Here is a 19,150-nt window from a genome sequence, read left to right as displayed (position 1 = left end):
TGATTTCATTATGATCAGATCATAAAATATTCGTATGCTGATTTAAAAATGTGTTTTTAGAACGGCACTGGACAATGAAAATTCAGTCGTTCACCGGTAACAGGATGATTGAAACTTAACTGCTCTGCATGCAAACAGAGTCGATCTTTCAAAGCTTGTTGCGCTGGTGTTGCATACAAAGTATCCCCTACGATGGGATGCCCTAAATGCTGCATGTGAACGCGAAGTTGATGTGCTCGACCTGTGATTGGCGTTAATTTTACGCGTGTCACCCACTGATCTTGAATTTGAAATTGTTCAATTGCTTCCCAATGCGTTAACGCTGCTTTATTGTGATGCGCATCTACGATATGCAATGGCGGACGCGATGGGTCGTAAATCACAGGAATATCTACAGTTCCTTGACCTGTTACATATCCCGCGACTAGTGCTTGATAAGTTTTATCCGTTTCACGTTCTTGAAATTGGCGAGAGATCGATTTTTGACCTGTTTTACTGAGTCCAAACACCAATAAGCCGGATGTATCACGATCTAAACGATGAATAAGAAGCGTCCGCGGTTCTTCTTGAAGAAGACGATTAATAACGCAATCTTGAAGATCAGGCGTTTTGCCCGGAACAGAAAGTAATCCAGCTGGTTTGTGAATCACCATAAAATCTTGATCACGATGAATGAGATGTTCCTGAAGAAAATGACTCAAATTTCTATTCCTAGCAGATCGTGAAAACAAGGCGGCAATAATAGAAAGCTTAGCGATAAATTACAATCTTGAAATGGACAAACAGTGATGATTTTTCCGATATCTGATACAAATTAAATCAATCTAACGATTCAAATGAATTAAGTTTTATTTTTGACATCTAGCAGTCTTTTCTCAGGATAGGAAGCAATTGAGAAAGTGTGCAATTTTGCACAAATGATTCAAAATCTATATGTGCGCCATTGGCTCTCCACAAGCCAATCAAACTCACCATTGCGACTGAATCTAAGCCATAGTTCCGTAAATCTTGAAATGGATCAATTTCTAAAATATCGAATTCGAGGTATTCAGCAATAGACAATAATATGCCCTTTTCAGAAAGAATAAATGAAGTCGACGCACTTAATTCCAGCATTCGAATCATGGCAGAGGTATTCATATGATGAATACCTTGTTCTACATAGTTCTCAATCCACTGTAAATGTTGGCTCTTCGTTTCTAGATGAACAGCATCGTTCACCACACAAATTTGAGGAGTAATCGAAATGATATGCTGTAAAAGTTGTTTTATAGGTGAATTGATCATGCCAGAGACAATGAGTTGTTTCTTTTCTGCGAGTAATTCACCCAACTGCGCTACTTTAGAAAATGATTGCTGCTCTTCAATTTCAATCACTTCAATATCTAAAGCCTGAGCTTTTTTAATTAAGCGATTTAAATGAATTAATAATTCTTGATGTTGGTCATTGCTATATTCAGCTAAATGTTGAAATCCAAAAACCACCAAGACGCATTGTTCAGCTTGAATGGACCACTTTGCCAAACTCGCGCTGAGTTCAATTTTTTTGGGTGGTGTATAAAAATATGACATTGCCACTTTAATCAGCTAAAGCCAAGAAAACTTCAATGGCATGCAGCGCAATTTCAGCATCTTCAAAAGATTTAGCACCTGAAACTCCCACGGCTCCCACCAATTGCCCTTGATAAATAATGGGTTCCGCACCTTCTAACATTCCCGACAATGAGTGAACAGTCAGAAAACCCAATTGCCCATCTTTGATCAGCTCTTCAAAAATTTGAGATGGGTGGCGGCTCAAAGCTGAACATTTTGCTTTTTCAGCTGACAAATTCGCAGTCATCGGAGATGCACCATCCATGCGTTTCATTGCAAGTAAACTTCCAGTTTCATCTACAACAGAAATACTGACATTCAACTTTTTATCAATCGCATATTGTTGCGCACGCGTCAGTAAGAACTCCGCGTCTTCTAAAGTTAAATAATGTTTTAATTTCATTTCTATTTTAAGTCCGTGAATTTTATACGTGCAAAAAAGCCTACAGTATTTACACTGTAGGCTTATGTTAATAGATTTTCAAAAAAATTCTATTTTAAACGCGCAAATACATTCTTAGCTGCTTGAATAGTGAACGCAATATCTTCATCGGAATGCGCACTTGAGATAAAGCCGGCTTCAAAAGCAGAAGGCGCTAAATTTACACCTTCATCCAACATGCCATGGAAGAATTTACGGAACATTTCAACATCGCATTTCAACATTGAATCAAAGCTTGTGATGTCTTCTTGATCAGTGAAATACAATCCAAACATACCTCCAACCTGTTGAGTCTTAAATGGTATACCTGCTTCATCAGCGGCAGTCTGTAAACCAGTCAATAACTTTTCGAGCTGTGCGGTTAGATTTTCATAGAAACCTGGTTGACGAAGATGTTTAAACATCTCAATCCCAGCTCTCATTGCCAGCGGATTACCTGACAAAGTTCCCGCTTGATAAACTTTACCTAGAGGTGCAATACATTCCATCACTTCGCGCTTACCACCAAATGCGCCTACAGGAAGACCTGCACCAATAATTTTACCTAGCGTAGTTAAATCAGGTGTAACGCCGTAGTGTGCTTGAGCTCCACCTAATCCCACACGGAATCCAGTCATCACTTCATCAATAATGAATACTGAACCATGCTCATCACACACATCTCGAATGGCTTGCAAGAATCCATCAATTGGTTTGACCAAGTTCATGTTACCTGCAACAGGTTCAACAATAACACCCGCAATTTCGGAACCAAACTTAGCAAAACATTCTTTTAAAGTCGCAATATCATTGTATGGAAGCGTTAATGTATGTTTTGCAAAATCAGCAGGAACACCCGCAGATGTCGCCTCGCCTTCACCACTTGTGAGTAGACCAGAACCTGCTTTCACTAAAAGTGAATCTGAGTGACCATGGTAACAGCCCTCAAACTTAACAATCTTGTCACGACCTGTATACCCACGTGCAAGTCGAATCGCAGTCATTGTTGCTTCTGTCCCTGAGTTGGTCATACGTACCAATTCAATTGACGGCATAATTTCACAGATAATATCTGCCAATGTCGTTTCATGCACCGTAGGTGCACCAAAACTTAGACCATCAACAGCGGCGTCTTGAACAGCTTTAATAATCGCAGGGTGTGCATGTCCTAAAATCATTGGTCCCCATGAACCCACATAATCTACATAGCGTTTGCCATCTACATCATACAGGTAAGCACCTTGAGCTTTTTCAATAAATACCGGCGTACCGCCTACACCATTAAAAGCACGTACTGGTGAATTCACACCACCAGGAATATGTTTGCTGGCTTGTTTAAATAGTTGTTCTTGCTTAGGAGATAAACTCATGAAAATCACTCAACTCAAAAAAGTAAAAAATTTAAGCTTGTTTAGCAAATAGCTCTGACCAGTCGTAAACACGTTGACCAACAGTTGACATAGACCGACCCAATACATCGCTAATGACAGCACAAAGATCTGCTCCGGCAGCAATCACTTCAGCGCCATTTTCAACCGTCAAACCTCCAATCGCGCAAATAGGTACATTTAATTTTGCTTTTGCAGCTTTTAATGTTTCTAAACCATTATTACCTGCTTCAGGTTTGCTTTGTGTCGCATAAATTGCGCCAAATGCTACATAATTTGCGCCGTCTGCGATCGCTTGCTCAGCTAGTTCAATAGAATTATTACAACTACGTCCAATTAAGACGTTTTTTGGCAATCTTTCCACAGCCTCTTGGATTGAACCATCATCTTGACCAAGATGCACACCCACGCCATATTTGACTGCGGCCTCTAAATCATCATTGATGACAAAAGGAACCTTATATTGATTACACATATTCTTCATGTATTCAATTTCATAAGCTTGATCTTCTTTCGCAACGTTTTTACGACGATACTGAAGTACTGCAACTTCATAAGTTGCCATCGCTCCTTCAAGCTTTGCTAATAGAAGTTCAATAGGATCATCGTTGGTGATTAAATACAAACCGCGCATAAAGAATAACTCTAGGCAAATACTAAAAAATTTAAAACATTATAGGACAAAGCCTTCCAAGAACACATTGATAAAATGTAGAAATTAACAGGCTCTATTGTTGACTAAGCGTATTAAAGATATTGATTGAAATGAATTTGTGAAATTTAATCCAAGAAAAATTGGCTCCAATACGTTTGAATATATTCCATCTAGTTCTTCGAAAGACACACTTAAGTACATAAAGGAAATTTGCGAAAAAAGAGATATGTTGCCTGCGAAGGAGCCTATACCTGGCATTAGTTATAAACGAATCAATATGAAAACACCTTTTGGCATGTTATGTACAGCAAATGACTAAGAGATTCCCTTTTAAGATTAGGAGGCAAATAAAATATTATTAAAAATCATAAATTTATGTATAAAAATAATAGTAAGGACTTAGTAAATGTAATTATTGAAAAGTAAATAACGATTTATCTAATTAAACCACTTTCAGTGAAAATTTTCTGACACGAGTAAAGAAAGTCAAATTGAATTTATTTGTTTTAAAGAAAATTTAGTAAATATTTATTTTGATTTTGAAGAAATTTCGGTAGTACTAGATGGCAAAGACATTACGTCCGACTATCCAGTAAAGAAAATAGATAGCAGAAGAATATTTGAATTATACAAACCGCTTACATGTGTAAGGTGTAGTTAAAAAAGATGGTGTTGCACTTCAAATGCTAATCTAAGATTTATGAAAGAGATCTATATGTTCTAAAAAGTTCTTATTTGAAGAACAATACACCATATAATTGAATAATTCAGGATCTCAACGTAATATTATTTATATCCTAACCAATATTTATAGAAGAGAAAAATGGATCAATTAAAAAAAATAAATGATGATTTGCATCAAGCCGCTATATTATTAGACAGTATTCCTAGTAAGATTCAATCAGATCCATCACTAGAAAATAGAGAAAATATATTACTGATAGGAAAAGCTCTAAGTCATATTTTTGAACTCCAAAATAATATTTATAAAATTCGACCTGATTTAAAAAACTTAGGATGAGCTCTATTATGTTAAATAGTCGCATTTAATTATTTGATTCATCACTTAATCCATTCAATTCTATAAAAAAGTTATCATATGAGTTAATTATATCATTCATCATACGTCCTCTTTATTTATTCTATTGATGGCTCGCTCTAATTCATCATAATGATGAATACTCTAATCTGTAATAGGTTTTTTTAGTATTTGATTTGGGTGAAAAAAATAGTTTTCATACCAACATTTTTTGCACCTTCTATATCAGCTTTAAGATTGTCACCAATAAAAATACAATCAGAAGGTGAACAATTTAACTGGTAACAAGCATAAGCAAATATTTTTTTATCGGGCTTTCTTAAGTCAATCGCTTCTGAAACTATGATAGTCGAGAAATATTCGGTAAGACCTAAAGCATAAAAATTATGTTCCTGAAATGGGCTTTTTCCATTGGAGACTAACCCAATCTTATATCCCTTTTGATAAAGATCTGAAATGACTTTTTGGACGTCATCAAAACCAATTGAAAATTTATTGAAATCAGTAATGTAAGAATTAAGTAATTCATCAACAGTAAATTTTTTATATTAAAATCTTTGATTAATTGACTGTAAACGATATCTTTCCAAACATTTCCATTATCATCCAATTCAATAAATTTTTTTATAAATGCATCTTTTAGTTCTTGTGGTACTAATTGGAAAAAATTTACTTGCCAACATATAAAACGAATAAGTGACTCATTCCTATTCAAAATAGTTTGATCCAAATCAAACAGAAGTATGTTTCGCATTAAAAATACTCACTCTCATAATAAAAGTTCTATATATAGTTCATCTTCTTTTTTCAGTATTATTTAAATTAACATAATATGTATTATATGTGGTTTATCAGAATAATACCGTTAACTCATCTAACTGAATACGTTAATTTTTTTATTTAATCCCAATATTTATAATTTGGATTTATTCATTGGATGTTAAGCCTCTCCAGCTATCATATAATCATATTTTTGTGTAGCTTTCTTAAAACATTTTATGACAAAAAAAGCCCAGAATCTGCTGAGCTTTTTTAACAATATATAAATTTAGCTATCAATTTTATCAAATTTACGATCTTTCAAACTCAAGTTTCCGCGCAAAATATCCGATAACATTCTCCAGTCTGAAATAAAGCTATACAACGGTTGTTTAAAGCTTGCTGGCTTATTTTTTTCAAAAACAAAATGCCCCACCCACGCGCATGCGTAGCCTGAAACTAATCCGTAGACCAGATATTTAGCTTTACGCTGACGAATCGCTTGAGTAAAAAAATAAATACCGATTGAGCTACCTGCTGCATGTAAACGACGACTCATAATGCTGCGGTGTTCAGTCAAATAAAAACGATAAAATTCTGAGTAATTCTTGATGGGTAATTGAAGTTTAGCTTCTTCTTGCGATGAAGACGGCTCTACATAAGCATTCATTGTTGTATTCCTGTCCTTTTTTTGACCACCATAATTCAAAAAATCGCACTTGAAAAGCTTATCTTACAAATATTGTGATTAATCATTCATTCAATTAAATGTAAGTGAATTGTCAAGATTGTGGTTCTAACTGAATCAGTTACAATCCCCTTTAAATTAAAAGGCAATCAAATGTCTTACTTCTATGAAAATGATTGATCAATTAGGAAAATCACATGCTTGAAATTGAATTAAAGTTTCAGATCCCAGAAGCTCGACGGAATGCGATTTTAAAAGCAATCGATCCCAAAAAGTCTGAACTCATTCAAATGCAAGCAAAGTACTATGACACTCCTGATCGCCTACTCTCTCAGCATGGGATAGCCATTCGACAACGTCTTGAAAATACCAATTGGGTTCAAACCTTAAAAGCGACGAAAAGTAAAAGTCATTTACACCGTTTCGAACATAATCATGATTTAGGTAATCTTGAGGCTGCACCGAATTTAGATCTATCTATTTATTCGGATGATTCCGAAGCTTATGAGGTCTTAAATGACGCATTGAAAGGTGATTTTGACCAATTAGTCTTGCAGTTTGAAACAGACATTCAACGTACAGTTCGAGTGATTAGCTTTGAAGATGCTGAGATTGAAGTGAGTCTAGATATTGGCGTTGTACGATCAGGTGATCGAGAACATGAGATTCATGAAGTAGAGTTTGAACTCAAACAAGGAAAAGTTGAAACATTACTAGCGTTTAGTTTTGAGTGGGTCAAAAAATATCAACTTTGGCTAGACGTTCGAAGTAAGGCTGAGTTTGGTAATTTATTGGTTTCAAATTTAGTTGTAAGCCCAGCGCGAACTGAAAAAGAATGGATCGTTGCAAAAAAAGAAAGCGCAGAAAAAACGATTCGGATGATGATCGGTCATCATATGCAACATTTACTGCCGAATATTGCTGCGATTTCTGCGGAAGTGGCTGAACAGGAACACATCGAACAAGCACATATTGCTTTGAACTATTTGTTTTTAAGTCTATCTATTTTTAAAGACTGGACATCAAAGGGCACAGATAAATGGGCACATCAGTTATCTGCATTTAAAAGTCATTTTGAAAACCTAAAACATTATGAGCATATGCAACATACCTTAGGCGCTATTCTTCAAAACCCTAAAACTGCTGAAATGCTAAGTAAAGATGTGCTCTACGCCCGAGAAAAATTAAATAACTTAGTCAAATCTACCCAAAACGTTCAACACTATCTTGAACTTTTGAGTTTTAGTTTAGGCAATTCCAAGAAGGTGCAAACCCAAGACCTCAAAACCTATGCTCAAAATACGCTTCAACAGCAGTATAAAGTTTTACAGGAATGTCTGAATGAAGCTGATCCTTCTAACTTTGAAAGTCTTGACCAATTGGCAATACATTTAAGTGAATTAAAATTCAGTTTCCCAGTCTTAACACAAATTTTTGATGTGAAGAATTTACAAAAATACGGCAAGGCGCTTAATGATGCACATTATGCAGCTGAACAATATCAAGTATTGTCCTCCTCATCATCCTACTTACAGCAAATAGAATTAGAAGCCAGTGACTGGTTCGCCTTAGGTTGGTTGACGGCAAAGCAAGAAATTTACGCTGAAAAACTTTTGGAAGCGACTGAACAATTCCTAGTCAGTCGAAAATTTATCAAGTCATAAAATTCAAGTCAGAACTTTTCGTCAGTGAGAAGTTCTGACTTAAAAATGATCCCAAGTTTGCATCGCCATGTGTACAACGCTTTCCAATTGTTCAAAAGTTGCACCATCACGTGCTTGTAAGCTTAGTCCTTGCAAAATCGTCATATAATAATCTGTCATTGCCTGAATATTAGTTTGTGCACTAATTACACCTGAGGCTTGGGCAGCTAATAATTTTTCTAGTAAATTCGATTTAGATAGCTGTCTTTTTTCCGAAATTGATTGTTGTATTTGTTGATTTTGAATCGAACAGTTCATTGTCGACACGACCAACATACATCCTTTTGGTTTGTCTTTCTGCACCAGTCGTTTTAGATTTTCAATCAAATAAAGTTCCATTGCTAATTTTATGGAATGTGCATGTTTAAAAATCATTTCCATCGAGCATGATTCATGCTTGAGATAATAGTCAATGCAACGATTAAAGAGCTCAGATTTATCACCATACGTACTATAAAGACTAGGTGCAGTGATTCCCATGGCGAATGTTAAGTCACTCATTGAAGTGGCTTCATAACCGTATTTCCAAAATAGTGTCATGGCTTTTTCAAGTGCTTGTTCTTCATTAAAACACTTAGGACGTCCACGCCCCTTAGATATTGATTTGGTACTATCCATTTGATTTATTGGCTTTGAACTTTCCTGCATATTCAACCCAATTAATTTTATAATGATCATTAATAAATTAATTGACCCAGATCTTAAATTCAAATATTTTATTTTTATAACAATCATTATGAAATTATTTTCAAGGAGCGTTGGTCAATGAAATCTGAATCTCATCTGACTGAAACCGCTGTTAATTCTCCATCTCCTACAAAAAATCAAGGAAATTGGTTTGCTGTTATTACACTTTCTATCACCGCTTTTATATTAGTGACCAGTGAGTTTCTCCCTATTGGTGTGCTCAATGCAATCGCACTAGATCTCAACATTTCAGTCGGTACTGCTGGCCTGTTCATTACCCTTCCAGGCGTGATGGGTGCTTTCGCAGCACCGCTTATCTCGGTCTGGGTGAAGCAACTTGATCGACGCTATTTATTAATCGCACTCACAGCGGTCATGGTCATTGCAAATTTCATTACGAGCTATTCAGAAAGTTTCACTTGGATTCTATTGAGTCGCTTTTTCTTGGGTATCGCGATAGGCGGATTCTGGGCAACTGCAATCGCCTTAAGTGGTCGTGTTGCACCTCCTCACCTACCCATCGCCAAAGCAACAGCTATCGTCATGGCTGGCGTGACTCTGGCAACTGTGCTGGGTGTTCCGGTTGGAACATGGCTAAGTGAAATTTACGGTTGGCGTAATGCCTTTATGATCACCTCGGTGATTGGTGCCATTATTCTGTTTTTTGAAATTAAATTCCTACCGAAATTACCGCCGACTTCAGCTATTCAATATAGTGATCTACCCGCATTGTTTCGAGATCCAAAAGCTCGTAAAGGGTTAATCATTGTTTTATTTATCGGATTAGCGCATTTTTCAACATACAGTTACTTGGCGCCTTTCTATAAAAATGAAGCAGGATTTGATGGTTCAACCATCAGTTCTTTACTTCTTATTTATGGAGCAGCAGGCTTCGTAGGCAATGCATTCTCCGGTTATAGCAGCAATATCAATGTCCGCTATACGCTTTTTGCTGTTGCATTGTGTTTAGCAATCGTATTCCTTACATTCCCTGTTTATGCCAAATTCTTAACTGCTGCATATATTCTTACAGCATTATGGGGTTTTGCTTTTGGTGCCTTTCCTACGACAGCCAATATCTGGATGTTTTTACATGCGCCACATGCGGTTGAAAAAGGGATGCCTCTTTTTGTCAGTATGTTCCAAATCATGATTGCAGCAGGCGCTTTATTTGGTGGTTTTATGGTAGATCACTTCAATACCAGTACCTTAATTTACAGTGTATTGATTTTTATCTCTTTAGCTGTAATTGCTGTATTCACTCATAGTCGAGGATTGAATAATCCTAAAGCTCATCAATGTACATCAATTAATTGAGTTGAGTTGAGTGTAATTTTTTACGCTCAATTCTTAAATAATTCTATGAAATATAAACTCATTTCGTTGAGTGAAATCAATTTAAGAAATTAACGCGCTAAATTCTCAACCATCATTCAAATCGATCAATGCACCAATTCGGTGACATTTGCACAAAAATGATGAATTTTTTCATGAAAAATCCGTTAATCACTCCTCCATATTATTAATTATACCTAAATTATATATTTATCATTATTTATTAGTTGGCATACAAAATGCATTCATTATGATGAGTCTATCGTTTAACGCTAGTTATTCGATTTACTTGAAAATAAAATCAAACATGAATGGTGAATACAATGAATAATTCAAATCCAACAACTTTAAAAGAACTTACATTAGATGAAATTGAAGCAGTATCTGGTGCAGGTTTAGTGACTAATTTGCTTGGTACTGTCGGCTCTCTTGTAGGATTAAAAGATCCTTTAGTGAAAATTGGCACTGGCGTAAATGAAACACTTAATGGAACAATTGATTCACTAGGATTAGGTGTATTAAAAGGTGTTGTAGACACGTTGATTTAATTTTAAAAATCTTATGAACAATAGACTTTTTAATCTTTCAAATCACTCATCAAAAGGCTCATGAATGAGCCTTTTGATTGATATCCTACAAGATTTTGAACTAGAATGCTCTATACATGGATTGTTCAGCAATACAATAATTTTCCTCTATTTATGGCATCTAAGTTCGGGGTTAATGTGAATTCTTCCGATGAGAAGCTTACTCAACCATAAGATTGGTAAATTCTGCTGCTAAACTTATATACATTCATCCCTAAAAATACACATCAAAAGCTGAACTTTTCTCACTTTGATTAAGTCATTATTTTAAAAAGTAGCAATTTCATACTCGATAATTTTCATTATATTGATAAATTAAATATTTAATTTTTAAAGGTGCGAACTTGAAGACAATTGGTTTATTAGGTGGAATGAGTTGGGAGTCGACTGATTTGTACTATCAACAAATCAATAAGATGGTTCAAACGAAATTTGGCAAGTTACACTCTGCTAAGGTTATTCTTATTAGCGTTGATTTCGCTGAAATTGAGGAATTACAACGCAAAGGATTATGGGAAGATGCAGGAATCTATTTAAGAGATCAAGCCATACAATTAGAAAAAGCAGGTGCAGATGGCATAGTACTTTGTACAAATACAATGCACAAAGTAGCAACTTATATTGAGGAATCAACCAACATACCATTTATTCATATAGCAGATGCGACAGCCATGGAAATCATGAGCCAGAAAATTACAAAAATTGGGCTGCTTGGTACTGCATTTACGATGGAACAAGATTTTTATAAAAGCAGATTGGAGGAAAAAGGACTTAAAGTAATAACACCTAATAAAGCGAGTAGAAAAATTGTTCATGATATTATTTACAACGAATTATGTTTAGGCATAATTAGCGAAGCTTCGCAAAAGAAATATATTCATATTGTCGAAGAATTAATATCTTCTGGCGCTGAAGGAATCATTTTAGGATGCACTGAGATTTGTATGCTTATAGGAGATCTAAAATTCTCAGTCCCTCTATTTGATACAACTTCTATTCATGCGCAAGCAGCTGTAGATTTTGTATTATCATAAATATTTCATAGCATAAAAATCATTCAGCTCATGCTAAAAAATATTTAACTGACATCAAAATCTATCATCAAGTACATGAATCGTTGCTCAAGACTAAATTTAATCAAATAAATACATATTTTAAAAATCGCTTTTTTTGATTGATATTCATGCCACAACAATCATCATTTAATCCTCATCGATAGAATTTAGAATGATGTTGAAATCAATAATTTCATCTGCGATTTCTGTCGCCATACGTTCATGAGAAATCATAATGACCGTTTCAACTCGCTCTTGAATAATTTTTAAAATTTTCGAACTTGTTTTCTCATCTAAGGCTGCTGTAGGTTCATCTAAGATCAGAAGCTCTGGTTGTTTTAATAATGCACGAATGATGTTTAATCGTTGTTTTTCACCACCAGAGAAGTTTTTATAAATTTCTTGTATATCATCGTCTAACTCAATTTGATTCTTTTCCAGCAAATGGAGTAAATCGAACTCTTTTAGCCAATGTTTAAGCTCCTCATCAGAATATTTGATCTCAGTATTTTGAATCAAATTTTGTCTTAATGAGCTTGAATAAACGATCGGAGTTTGGCTGACCACAGCAATCTGATCAAATATCTTTTCTGAAAATACTGAAGTGATCTCTAAATTTCTGAAGAATAGTCGCCCAGATTTGATCTTTTCTATTCCCACCAAATAATTAAGAAAACTTGATTTTCCAATACCTGTTCGACCTTGAATTAAATATATTTTTCCACACACGATATCTAAATTAAAATTTTCAATCGTCTGCTGACCTAGATCAAATGTCACATTTTGAAATGAATACGCCACCGCACTTTCTTTCTGTTCCTCAGCTGTTAGATCATTCGTACTGAATGACTCATGTTCCAATTCAAAATATTCTAGGTACTGATCAATAGCCACAATATGACCTTTCAAATGAATGATGTTTTGAGACATCATCATTAAAGGAATGGTTAAACCTATAATATAGGTACTGACTAAAACAAAATCACCTGAACTAAAATTTTGATATTCAAACATATAGACTGATAAAACCATGAATACCAAAAGAAAAAATGACACAAATAACAGTTGATATATCATGAGATACTGAAGTTTTTTATAGGTATCCTGAGTCTTTATTTTATAGTCATCAATTCTGCGGCTAAACTCTTCAAATTCGTAATATTTCGAATGACTGAGTTTGATATCATAACTTTGTTGTAGTTTTTCAATCACAAATTGATTCAGTTGATTTCGAGCACCATACATAATCGTAAAGATATCTTGTGTCTTAAAGGTAATGATGAGCGATAAAGCAACTGTACAAGCTGAGAATACGAAAAAATACACACCAAATTCAAGATTGATCGTATTTCCGAGCACATACACCATACCTAAGATTTTAAATACCGTAGGTACAATGACAAAAAATATAGTAAAAATAATTGTACCAAGTGCTTCGCTGCCACGAATTAAATTGGCATTAAATACACCGATATCTTGTTGACGTTGATCTTTTAATTTCAAATCTAGAAAATTAAATACACCAGCTTTAAGCATGGATGCATCAACATTTCTGATCATCATAGACATGGCAAAATTATTTACATTCTTCATCCCTTCATTAATAAACCAAGCGAGTGCATAAGCTACGGCGAATAAATAGAGCAGATGAATTTGAAAAAAGTCTTGAATCGAATAGTAATGATCAGGTTCACTGGTCTGGTCAATCAGCAGCTTAAACAAATACGGTAAACCAACACTCGTACCAATAATTAAAATTTGAAGTATGGCTAAAACGAAGAATACACTTAATCCATTTTCATCATGTTGACGGAATAACATCCACGCCTTTTTAAATTGTTTAATCTTTTCAGTCATCATTCTTTAAATTAGTTATTTTTCGTGATGACTATTTTAAACAATACTAATCAATAAGTTTGGATATTGATCGTAGAAGCTTTGTACTTATAAAGTAGCTAATCATTGATTCTAATGTCTAAAAACTAAGTTCAATCAGCTCAACTAACGATATTTTCCATAAATACGCCACGTGTTGTTATCCGCCAATGGATCGCTATATGAGTCATTTCGTTGCTTACGTGGTTTATCGCGAGCATCAACCAATTCGAAATGAGGCTCAACACTTAAGACAATACCATTTACATAAAAACGTGTTCTCGTATATTCACTTTGCCCATGCTGAAATACATAAGTTCTTAAATCTATAAATTCGCGATGCGCAACTAATGCAGCAGTGTCATCATGATCCAACCAACGACTCATTGCCAAAACTTGTTCAGGTTCAAACTGTCCACACTTCTCTAATACACTAGCAATACCACGAAAAGTCTTTGATTCCTTTGCACGTGTTTTGTTAATGCGAATTCGGTCTACATGAAAATAAAACAGCGGTAAATTTAGATGACTCGGTAAATGAATGGCATCTAAAACCTCGTCTTCCATAAAAGGTTGAAATAAATCTTGTGCCCTTTCGATTAGACCTGTCCACTGCTGGTAATATGCAGCAACTTGCTCTTTGCTACCATAATAAATGGGTAGACCTTCGACATTCACAAGATCGACAGGTGGCCAAATATTCTGTCTCAGTAACGCAATATCACTTTTTAAACTTTGAACTGCGATAGCATCTTGCATAGAAAGGCTCATGAAAATTACTTAGGCTATTTTTAGATTAAGTGAAAGGTTTAGTTTATGCAAGCCTTTGCCTATAATAGTGCTTGAATTAAGTTATTTATTAGGAACAATTCATGGTTCAAAAGATTCAAGCGACTGATGTCACTGAAGAAGAAGCATTGAATGCGATTTTCTTCGAACGTGCTGATGAATTTATTAAGCAAGCCAATGAATTTTGCCGTGTTGAAAAAGGTTCTACTGTTAAACCAGCCGATGCTCGTGGTCAAGTCAGTGCTGCGATGCTATTTGGTACTGCTCGTTTTAATACATGGGTTGCTGCCAATAACTTTAAAGACGGCAATGAAATGCGTGATGCTAAAGAACAAGTGATGTCTTATATCATGCAACAGTTTCATATGATGCTTGAAGATAATTATGACGAATACTGCGAACAGTTTGAGAACTACCTTCGCTTCCGTCGTAATGAAGAGTTTCATGCAAATAAACATGACCACGAACATTAAATAGATTTGCATTGTGTGCATTGGGCCTCCTTTAGGGGGCTTTTTTAATGCTTAAACTCTAATATTCAAACGAAAATGCAATTCAAAAATTGATCAATTTCTCGTATGTTATTCTTATTGATGACTCAACTAAGGATAGCGATGAATCAACTCAACTTTCCCATCGTCGATGCTCATATCCATCAATGGGATCCTTATCACACGCCGCATGCTGCCGCTTTAGCTGTTAAGCTTTTTGGAAAACATCCAAAAATATTGGATAAAGTCGTTCGTCTCGTAAAACCTAAAGATTTAATTGATACAGTAGGACTTACAGATTACATCACAGCACCCTATTTACCAGCGGATTACCACAAAGACATTGGACACTATACTGTGAGCCGTGTTGTACATGTCGAAGCCAGCTGGCATCATCAAAAAGGGACTGGCGTTGTAGAAGAAACGCAATTTATTCAGCAGCTTCCTTTTTCTCAAGAAAACATCAAATTGGCTGGAATCGTTGCAACAGCTGATCCTCGTGAAAGTAATTTCAAAAAAATTCTTAAAATGCATAAAAAGGCATCTCCGCATTTTCGTGGTATTCGAAAAATGGCTGCACATCATGAAGATGCTGGAATTCATGCATGGAACGATGATCCCCACCTCTACACTGATCGAAAATTTTTAAAAGGTTTTGAAGCCTTAGCCCAGTACAATTTAAGCTTTGATGCTTGGGTTTATTCTAGCCAGCTTAAAGATGTTATTGCTTTGGCAAAACGTTTTCCTGAGACTTCGATTGTCTTAGACCATTTGGGCACACCAGCAGGTTTATTCGGCCCAGTAGGTAAACACACAGGAATCACCCAAACTGCGCGAGACAATATCTATTTCCACTGGAAAGAAGATCTTGCAGAATTAGCTCAATGTCCGAATGTATATACAAAAATGTCTGGACTCTTCATGCCTGTTTTAGGTCATCAATTTCATACACGACGAACACTAGCATCTAAACAACAAATCATTGAATTGGTCTCTCCTATGATTATTCATGCTTTACAATGTTTTGGGCCTTATCGTGTCATGTTTGCGTCCAACTTCCCGATGGATAAAGTGAGCACATCACTCACAAATATCATTGATGCCTTTAGCGACATTGTCGCTACCTATAATTCAGATGTTGTTGAACAGATATTTTGTAAAAATGCGCAGCAATTTTATAAGCTTTAAAAAAAAAGCTCATTCACGATCGAATGAGCCTTTTTGAATCGTACATTGTGGTTCTAAGTTTTAGGCTTTGAAATCATGTCAGGTTGTGGTTTACCATACTGATCTGCCATAACTTCAACCAAAAACTCAGGTTTAATATATTTTTTGATCACTGCATCTATATCTTGCTTCGTCAGTTTTGCAAATGCCTGATCTCGCTCTAGTCTTGAAAGCTGTGTTTTATTTTGCTCAAGCTGACTGTTCAATCCACGATGAATACGGCGCTCATCCTCTAAATTCGTGACACGCTGTTTCATAATATTGGCTTTAGCCGCTTCAAGCTCTTGCTCCGTCACACCATTCTTTAATAAGTCAGTGAATACTTTATGCACACCTTGAGAAACTTGAGCTGATTTTCCTGCTGCATAATTAGCATTTACACCTAGAGCACCAGCATTGATAAAATTATCCAAACTCAAACTACTTCCAAAGCTGTAAACCAACGCATTTTTTTCACGTAACTCCATGGCAAGGCGTGATGATAATTGTGACTCGCCTAGAATATGGCTCAACACATATAATGCTTCTGCATCAGGATGATTATTACCAACTGGAATGGCAATAACCGCTTGATAATTACCAAATTGACGCTGTTCAGCCAGCGCATGAACTTTTTGAGCAGGATAATCTATATGACTGCCCTGCAAACGTTGGTATGGTTCTTTTGTCTTAGACTGACCTAAAGATGAGTTCAAATATTTCAGAATGGCTTTGTCATCAAAATCACCAGTCACCGATATTTGACCATTTTGAGTTGTAAAATACTTTTGGTACAAAGCTTTAATTTGATCATTGGTGATGGTTTCAATTTGCTGCTTTGCTAGCTCAGGTTCAAAATGATATCGCAAATCACCTGGTTCATATCGCTCTACGATTCTAGCGATAGTCAGTCCTGCAACAGTTTCAGGCTCTGTATATGGTCGATTTAATGACGACAATGTTTGCGATTTGATGAGGTCAAACTGACTTTGCTCAAATTTCGGATTATTCATAACGTCGACAATAAACTTGAAGAATTCTGGAAATTTTTCTTTCTTCGCAGATACGTTAATCACAATACCATTATCAACAGCTGAAGCAGATGCTCGACCACCCGCCTCGATTGATTTGTCTGCAATATCTTGCAGGCTATACTGCTCAGATGCTCTCAATAGCAAATAAGACATAAAGCCTAGTGCTTCACCTTGGTTTTTAAGTGATTGTGCTGTCCCAAAATTTAAAGATATCGATGCGTAAGTTTTGTCATCGCGTGTTGACGTTGGGAATAGTGCATACTGCATCCCATTTTTCAAAGTACCACGCTTGATTTTTTTCTCTAACTTTTCAACATACTGTTTGGAGTTTTTTAAGTGCTCAGCCACTTCAGCTTTATACACAGCTGGGTCTTTTAAAGGCTCTTCTAGAGTTGTCACTTGATCTAAAGTTTTTGATTCTTGCTCATGAGCGTCTAGCTCGAGTGCCTTTTTTTGATCCTCAGGCGTAGGTTGTATGTCTCCCGAAATGCGATGCTCAGCAACCAAGAATTGATTTATTGCCTGATTAACCTGATCGACATTTAAACTTTGTATCTCTGCTTGGTCTTTAAAATATTTTGTCCAATCCCCATTGGATGAAACCACATAATCACTAATGAAACCACCCACAGAAGAGGCATTGGTCATCATGCTCTCTTGACCATTTTTAATCATGTTTTTGACACGATTTAATTCTGTTTCATTAAATTGATGCTTTTTCTCAATTCCTTTTTCTAGAGACTGGGCAACTTTTTTCTCATCATGATTAGGAGCATATACTGCCCCCATAAAAACAAGATTAAAATCAGGTGTTAACCATGTCGTCGATTGAACCTGTGTGGCTGTACCTGTTTCTACAATATCTTTGTACAAATGACCACTAGGTTGCATTGTAAATAAATAAGGTGCTAAAGCGAGTGCGGTCTGTGTTTTTTGCTGGGCGCCATTGAGATAAATATTGTATTTACCTAAATCACTTCCCTTTTGCACGACAAATTGACGCTCTTTAATCTTGGTCGAATCAAGCATTGGAACTTGGGTTGACTCAGGAATTTGACGCGCAGGAATTTGATTAAAATTTTTATCCACTGCTCTCAGAATATCCGCTTTATCAAATTTACCTGCAATCACTAGAACTGCATTATTCGGTGCATACCATTGTCGGTAAAATTGATTCAGTTCCTTCATGTTGATTGACTGAAGCTCAGTTAAATCACCAATCGGTAGACGACCTAGATACTGATTTCCGTAAGCAGATTTCCAAATTTGATCCATCAATACTGAAAAAGGTTGATCCATTCGAACCTCACGCTCTCGTTTTACGATTGCGATTTCTGACGGAACAAATTTTTCCTGAAGTACGAGCTTATCCATTCGCTCTGCCTCCAGATACAACATTTCATCAATGGCTTTTTTTTCTGGACGGATGACACTCATATACTGGGTAGAATAGTAGTCAGTCATCGCATTACTCATGAGCGTATGCTGATCTAGACGACGTTGAAACTCATCTCCTTTTACATTTTCTGTGCCTTTAAACGCGAGATGCTCAAGTAAATGTGCTAAACCACCTTTACCTTGTGGGTCATTCAAAGCTCCAGTTAAATACACCATATTCATAAAAATTTTATTTTCTTTAGGTATCGGTGCCAAAATTACCCGTAAACCATTTTCTAGTTTGTATTCTTCAATATTTTGTTCAGTCTTGACCAAAACAGGTTGTGCTAAACCGCTAGAACTGACCGCAACGATCATTAAAGTAAGTGAAAGTTTTTTAAAACGAGTTAGCATTGTTCTTCCAATTATTGATATAAAAAAATTGATCACACGCCTGACAAGGGTATG

Annotated in this window: 17 protein-coding genes and 1 pseudogene; 7 read left to right on the top strand and 11 right to left on the bottom strand. The window is 35.8% G+C overall.

The window, feature by feature from the left end; genetic code table 11:
• Nucleotides 1-56: 56 nt before the first annotated feature.
• The 5 genes from AC1M85_RS05260 to thiE form a co-directional block, all read right to left on the bottom strand.
• A complete protein-coding gene (locus AC1M85_RS05260; RefSeq protein WP_481590280.1) occupies nt 57-701 on the bottom strand; it encodes an RluA family pseudouridine synthase in 645 nt (214 codons plus the stop codon).
• 160 nt (nt 702-861) lie between these two features.
• Complete coding sequence (locus AC1M85_RS05255) at nt 862-1,572, bottom strand: phosphopantetheine-binding protein (RefSeq protein WP_488213689.1); 711 nt, start codon at nt 1,570-1,572, stop codon at nt 862-864.
• Nucleotides 1,573-1,579: 7 nt separating this feature from the next.
• Nucleotides 1,580-1,996 (bottom strand): GlcG/HbpS family heme-binding protein, encoded by a 417-nt coding sequence (locus AC1M85_RS05250; protein WP_035267160.1) that lies wholly within the window; start codon nt 1,994-1,996, stop codon nt 1,580-1,582.
• Between the two features lie 89 nt (nt 1,997-2,085).
• Nucleotides 2,086-3,384 (bottom strand): glutamate-1-semialdehyde 2,1-aminomutase, encoded by a 1,299-nt coding sequence (gene hemL / locus AC1M85_RS05245; protein WP_481586402.1) that lies wholly within the window; start codon nt 3,382-3,384, stop codon nt 2,086-2,088.
• Nucleotides 3,385-3,415: 31 nt separating this feature from the next.
• Nucleotides 3,416-4,036, bottom strand: a complete 621-nt coding sequence (gene thiE / locus AC1M85_RS05240; protein ID WP_488213688.1) for a thiamine phosphate synthase — start codon at nt 4,034-4,036, stop codon at nt 3,416-3,418.
• 844 nt (nt 4,037-4,880) lie between these two features.
• On the opposite strand from thiE, the gene AC1M85_RS05235 reads away from it, so the two are divergent.
• Nucleotides 4,881-5,078 (top strand): hypothetical protein, encoded by a 198-nt coding sequence (locus AC1M85_RS05235; RefSeq protein WP_481588997.1) that lies wholly within the window; start codon nt 4,881-4,883, stop codon nt 5,076-5,078.
• Between the two features lie 162 nt (nt 5,079-5,240).
• On the opposite strand, the pseudogene AC1M85_RS05230 reads toward AC1M85_RS05235, so the two are convergent.
• Nucleotides 5,241-5,850: pseudogene (locus AC1M85_RS05230) on the bottom strand (HAD family hydrolase).
• A gap of 294 nt (nt 5,851-6,144) precedes the next feature.
• Nucleotides 6,145-6,525, bottom strand: coding sequence for an Mpo1-like protein (locus tag AC1M85_RS05225; protein ID WP_035268687.1), 381 nt, complete (start codon nt 6,523-6,525; stop codon nt 6,145-6,147).
• Between the two features lie 215 nt (nt 6,526-6,740).
• Between AC1M85_RS05225 and AC1M85_RS05220 the strand changes: the two genes are divergently transcribed.
• Nucleotides 6,741-8,207, top strand: coding sequence for a CYTH domain-containing protein (locus AC1M85_RS05220; protein ID WP_488213687.1), 1,467 nt, complete (start codon nt 6,741-6,743; stop codon nt 8,205-8,207).
• 39 nt (nt 8,208-8,246) lie between these two features.
• On the opposite strand, the gene AC1M85_RS05215 is transcribed toward AC1M85_RS05220, so the two are convergent.
• Nucleotides 8,247-8,894, bottom strand: coding sequence for a TetR/AcrR family transcriptional regulator (locus AC1M85_RS05215; RefSeq protein ID WP_488213686.1), 648 nt, complete (start codon nt 8,892-8,894; stop codon nt 8,247-8,249).
• A gap of 117 nt (nt 8,895-9,011) precedes the next feature.
• On the opposite strand from AC1M85_RS05215, the gene AC1M85_RS05210 reads away from it, so the two are divergent.
• The 3 genes from AC1M85_RS05210 to AC1M85_RS05200 all read left to right on the top strand — a co-directional run bounded on the left by AC1M85_RS05210 (nt 9,012) and on the right by AC1M85_RS05200 (nt 11,889).
• The gene (locus AC1M85_RS05210; RefSeq protein ID WP_488213685.1) at nt 9,012-10,250 is read left to right on the top strand and encodes an MFS transporter; all 1,239 of its coding nucleotides are present in this window, start codon (nt 9,012-9,014) and stop codon (nt 10,248-10,250) included.
• Nucleotides 10,251-10,591: 341 nt separating this feature from the next.
• Entirely contained in the window at nt 10,592-10,816 is a 225-nt protein-coding gene (locus AC1M85_RS05205) for a hypothetical protein (protein ID WP_180028591.1), read from the top strand.
• A 383-nt stretch (nt 10,817-11,199) separates the two neighbouring features.
• The gene (locus AC1M85_RS05200; protein WP_488213684.1) at nt 11,200-11,889 is read left to right on the top strand and encodes an aspartate/glutamate racemase family protein; all 690 of its coding nucleotides are present in this window, start codon (nt 11,200-11,202) and stop codon (nt 11,887-11,889) included.
• Nucleotides 11,890-12,057: 168 nt separating this feature from the next.
• Here the strand turns inward: AC1M85_RS05200 and AC1M85_RS05195 are convergent, their stop codons facing one another.
• Together AC1M85_RS05195 and AC1M85_RS05190 are read right to left on the bottom strand one after the other, a co-directional pair.
• Nucleotides 12,058-13,767 (bottom strand): ATP-binding cassette domain-containing protein, encoded by a 1,710-nt coding sequence (locus tag AC1M85_RS05195; RefSeq protein ID WP_488213683.1) that lies wholly within the window; start codon nt 13,765-13,767, stop codon nt 12,058-12,060.
• 144 nt (nt 13,768-13,911) lie between these two features.
• Entirely contained in the window at nt 13,912-14,544 is a 633-nt protein-coding gene (locus tag AC1M85_RS05190) for a hypothetical protein (protein ID WP_488213682.1), read from the bottom strand.
• A gap of 113 nt (nt 14,545-14,657) precedes the next feature.
• On the opposite strand from AC1M85_RS05190, the gene AC1M85_RS05185 reads away from it, so the two are divergent.
• Entirely contained in the window at nt 14,658-15,047 is a 390-nt protein-coding gene (locus AC1M85_RS05185; protein ID WP_092767127.1) for a DUF3144 domain-containing protein, read from the top strand.
• Nucleotides 15,048-15,188: 141 nt separating this feature from the next.
• On the top strand, nt 15,189-16,253 hold the full coding sequence (locus AC1M85_RS05180; RefSeq protein WP_488213681.1) for an amidohydrolase family protein: 1,065 nt from the start codon (nt 15,189-15,191) through the stop codon (nt 16,251-16,253).
• Between the two features lie 53 nt (nt 16,254-16,306).
• Here the strand turns inward: AC1M85_RS05180 and AC1M85_RS05175 are convergent, their stop codons facing one another.
• A complete protein-coding gene (locus AC1M85_RS05175; RefSeq protein ID WP_488213680.1) occupies nt 16,307-19,096 on the bottom strand; it encodes a M16 family metallopeptidase in 2,790 nt (929 codons plus the stop codon).
• Nucleotides 19,097-19,150 lie beyond the last annotated feature (54 nt).

Source organism: Acinetobacter sp. 24-47-64 (assembly GCF_057737055.1).
This window is presented reverse-complemented; position numbering and strand designations above follow the sequence as displayed.

Bases quoted from the DNA above. Each gene is read 5' to 3' on its own strand.
- AC1M85_RS05175 (WP_488213680.1), bottom strand. From the start codon at position 19,096: ATGCTAACTCGTTTTAAAAAACTTTCACTTACTTTAATGATCGTTGCG.
- AC1M85_RS05205 (WP_180028591.1), top strand. From the start codon at position 10,592: ATGAATAATTCAAATCCAACAACTTTAAAAGAACTTACATTAGATGAA.
- AC1M85_RS05220 (WP_488213687.1), top strand. From the start codon at position 6,741: ATGCTTGAAATTGAATTAAAGTTTCAGATCCCAGAAGCTCGACGGAAT.
- AC1M85_RS05190 (WP_488213682.1), bottom strand. From the start codon at position 14,544: ATGCAAGATGCTATCGCAGTTCAAAGTTTAAAAAGTGATATTGCGTTA.
- AC1M85_RS05225 (WP_035268687.1), bottom strand. From the start codon at position 6,525: ATGAATGCTTATGTAGAGCCGTCTTCATCGCAAGAAGAAGCTAAACTT.
- AC1M85_RS05250 (WP_035267160.1), bottom strand. From the start codon at position 1,996: ATGAAATTAAAACATTATTTAACTTTAGAAGACGCGGAGTTCTTACTG.
- AC1M85_RS05185 (WP_092767127.1), top strand. From the start codon at position 14,658: ATGGTTCAAAAGATTCAAGCGACTGATGTCACTGAAGAAGAAGCATTG.
- thiE (WP_488213688.1), bottom strand. From the start codon at position 4,036: ATGCGCGGTTTGTATTTAATCACCAACGATGATCCTATTGAACTTCTA.
- AC1M85_RS05180 (WP_488213681.1), top strand. From the start codon at position 15,189: ATGAATCAACTCAACTTTCCCATCGTCGATGCTCATATCCATCAATGG.
- AC1M85_RS05255 (WP_488213689.1), bottom strand. From the start codon at position 1,572: ATGTCATATTTTTATACACCACCCAAAAAAATTGAACTCAGCGCGAGT.
- AC1M85_RS05210 (WP_488213685.1), top strand. From the start codon at position 9,012: ATGAAATCTGAATCTCATCTGACTGAAACCGCTGTTAATTCTCCATCT.
- hemL (WP_481586402.1), bottom strand. From the start codon at position 3,384: ATGAGTTTATCTCCTAAGCAAGAACAACTATTTAAACAAGCCAGCAAA.
- AC1M85_RS05235 (WP_481588997.1), top strand. From the start codon at position 4,881: ATGGATCAATTAAAAAAAATAAATGATGATTTGCATCAAGCCGCTATA.
- AC1M85_RS05195 (WP_488213683.1), bottom strand. From the start codon at position 13,767: ATGACTGAAAAGATTAAACAATTTAAAAAGGCGTGGATGTTATTCCGT.
- AC1M85_RS05215 (WP_488213686.1), bottom strand. From the start codon at position 8,894: ATGCAGGAAAGTTCAAAGCCAATAAATCAAATGGATAGTACCAAATCA.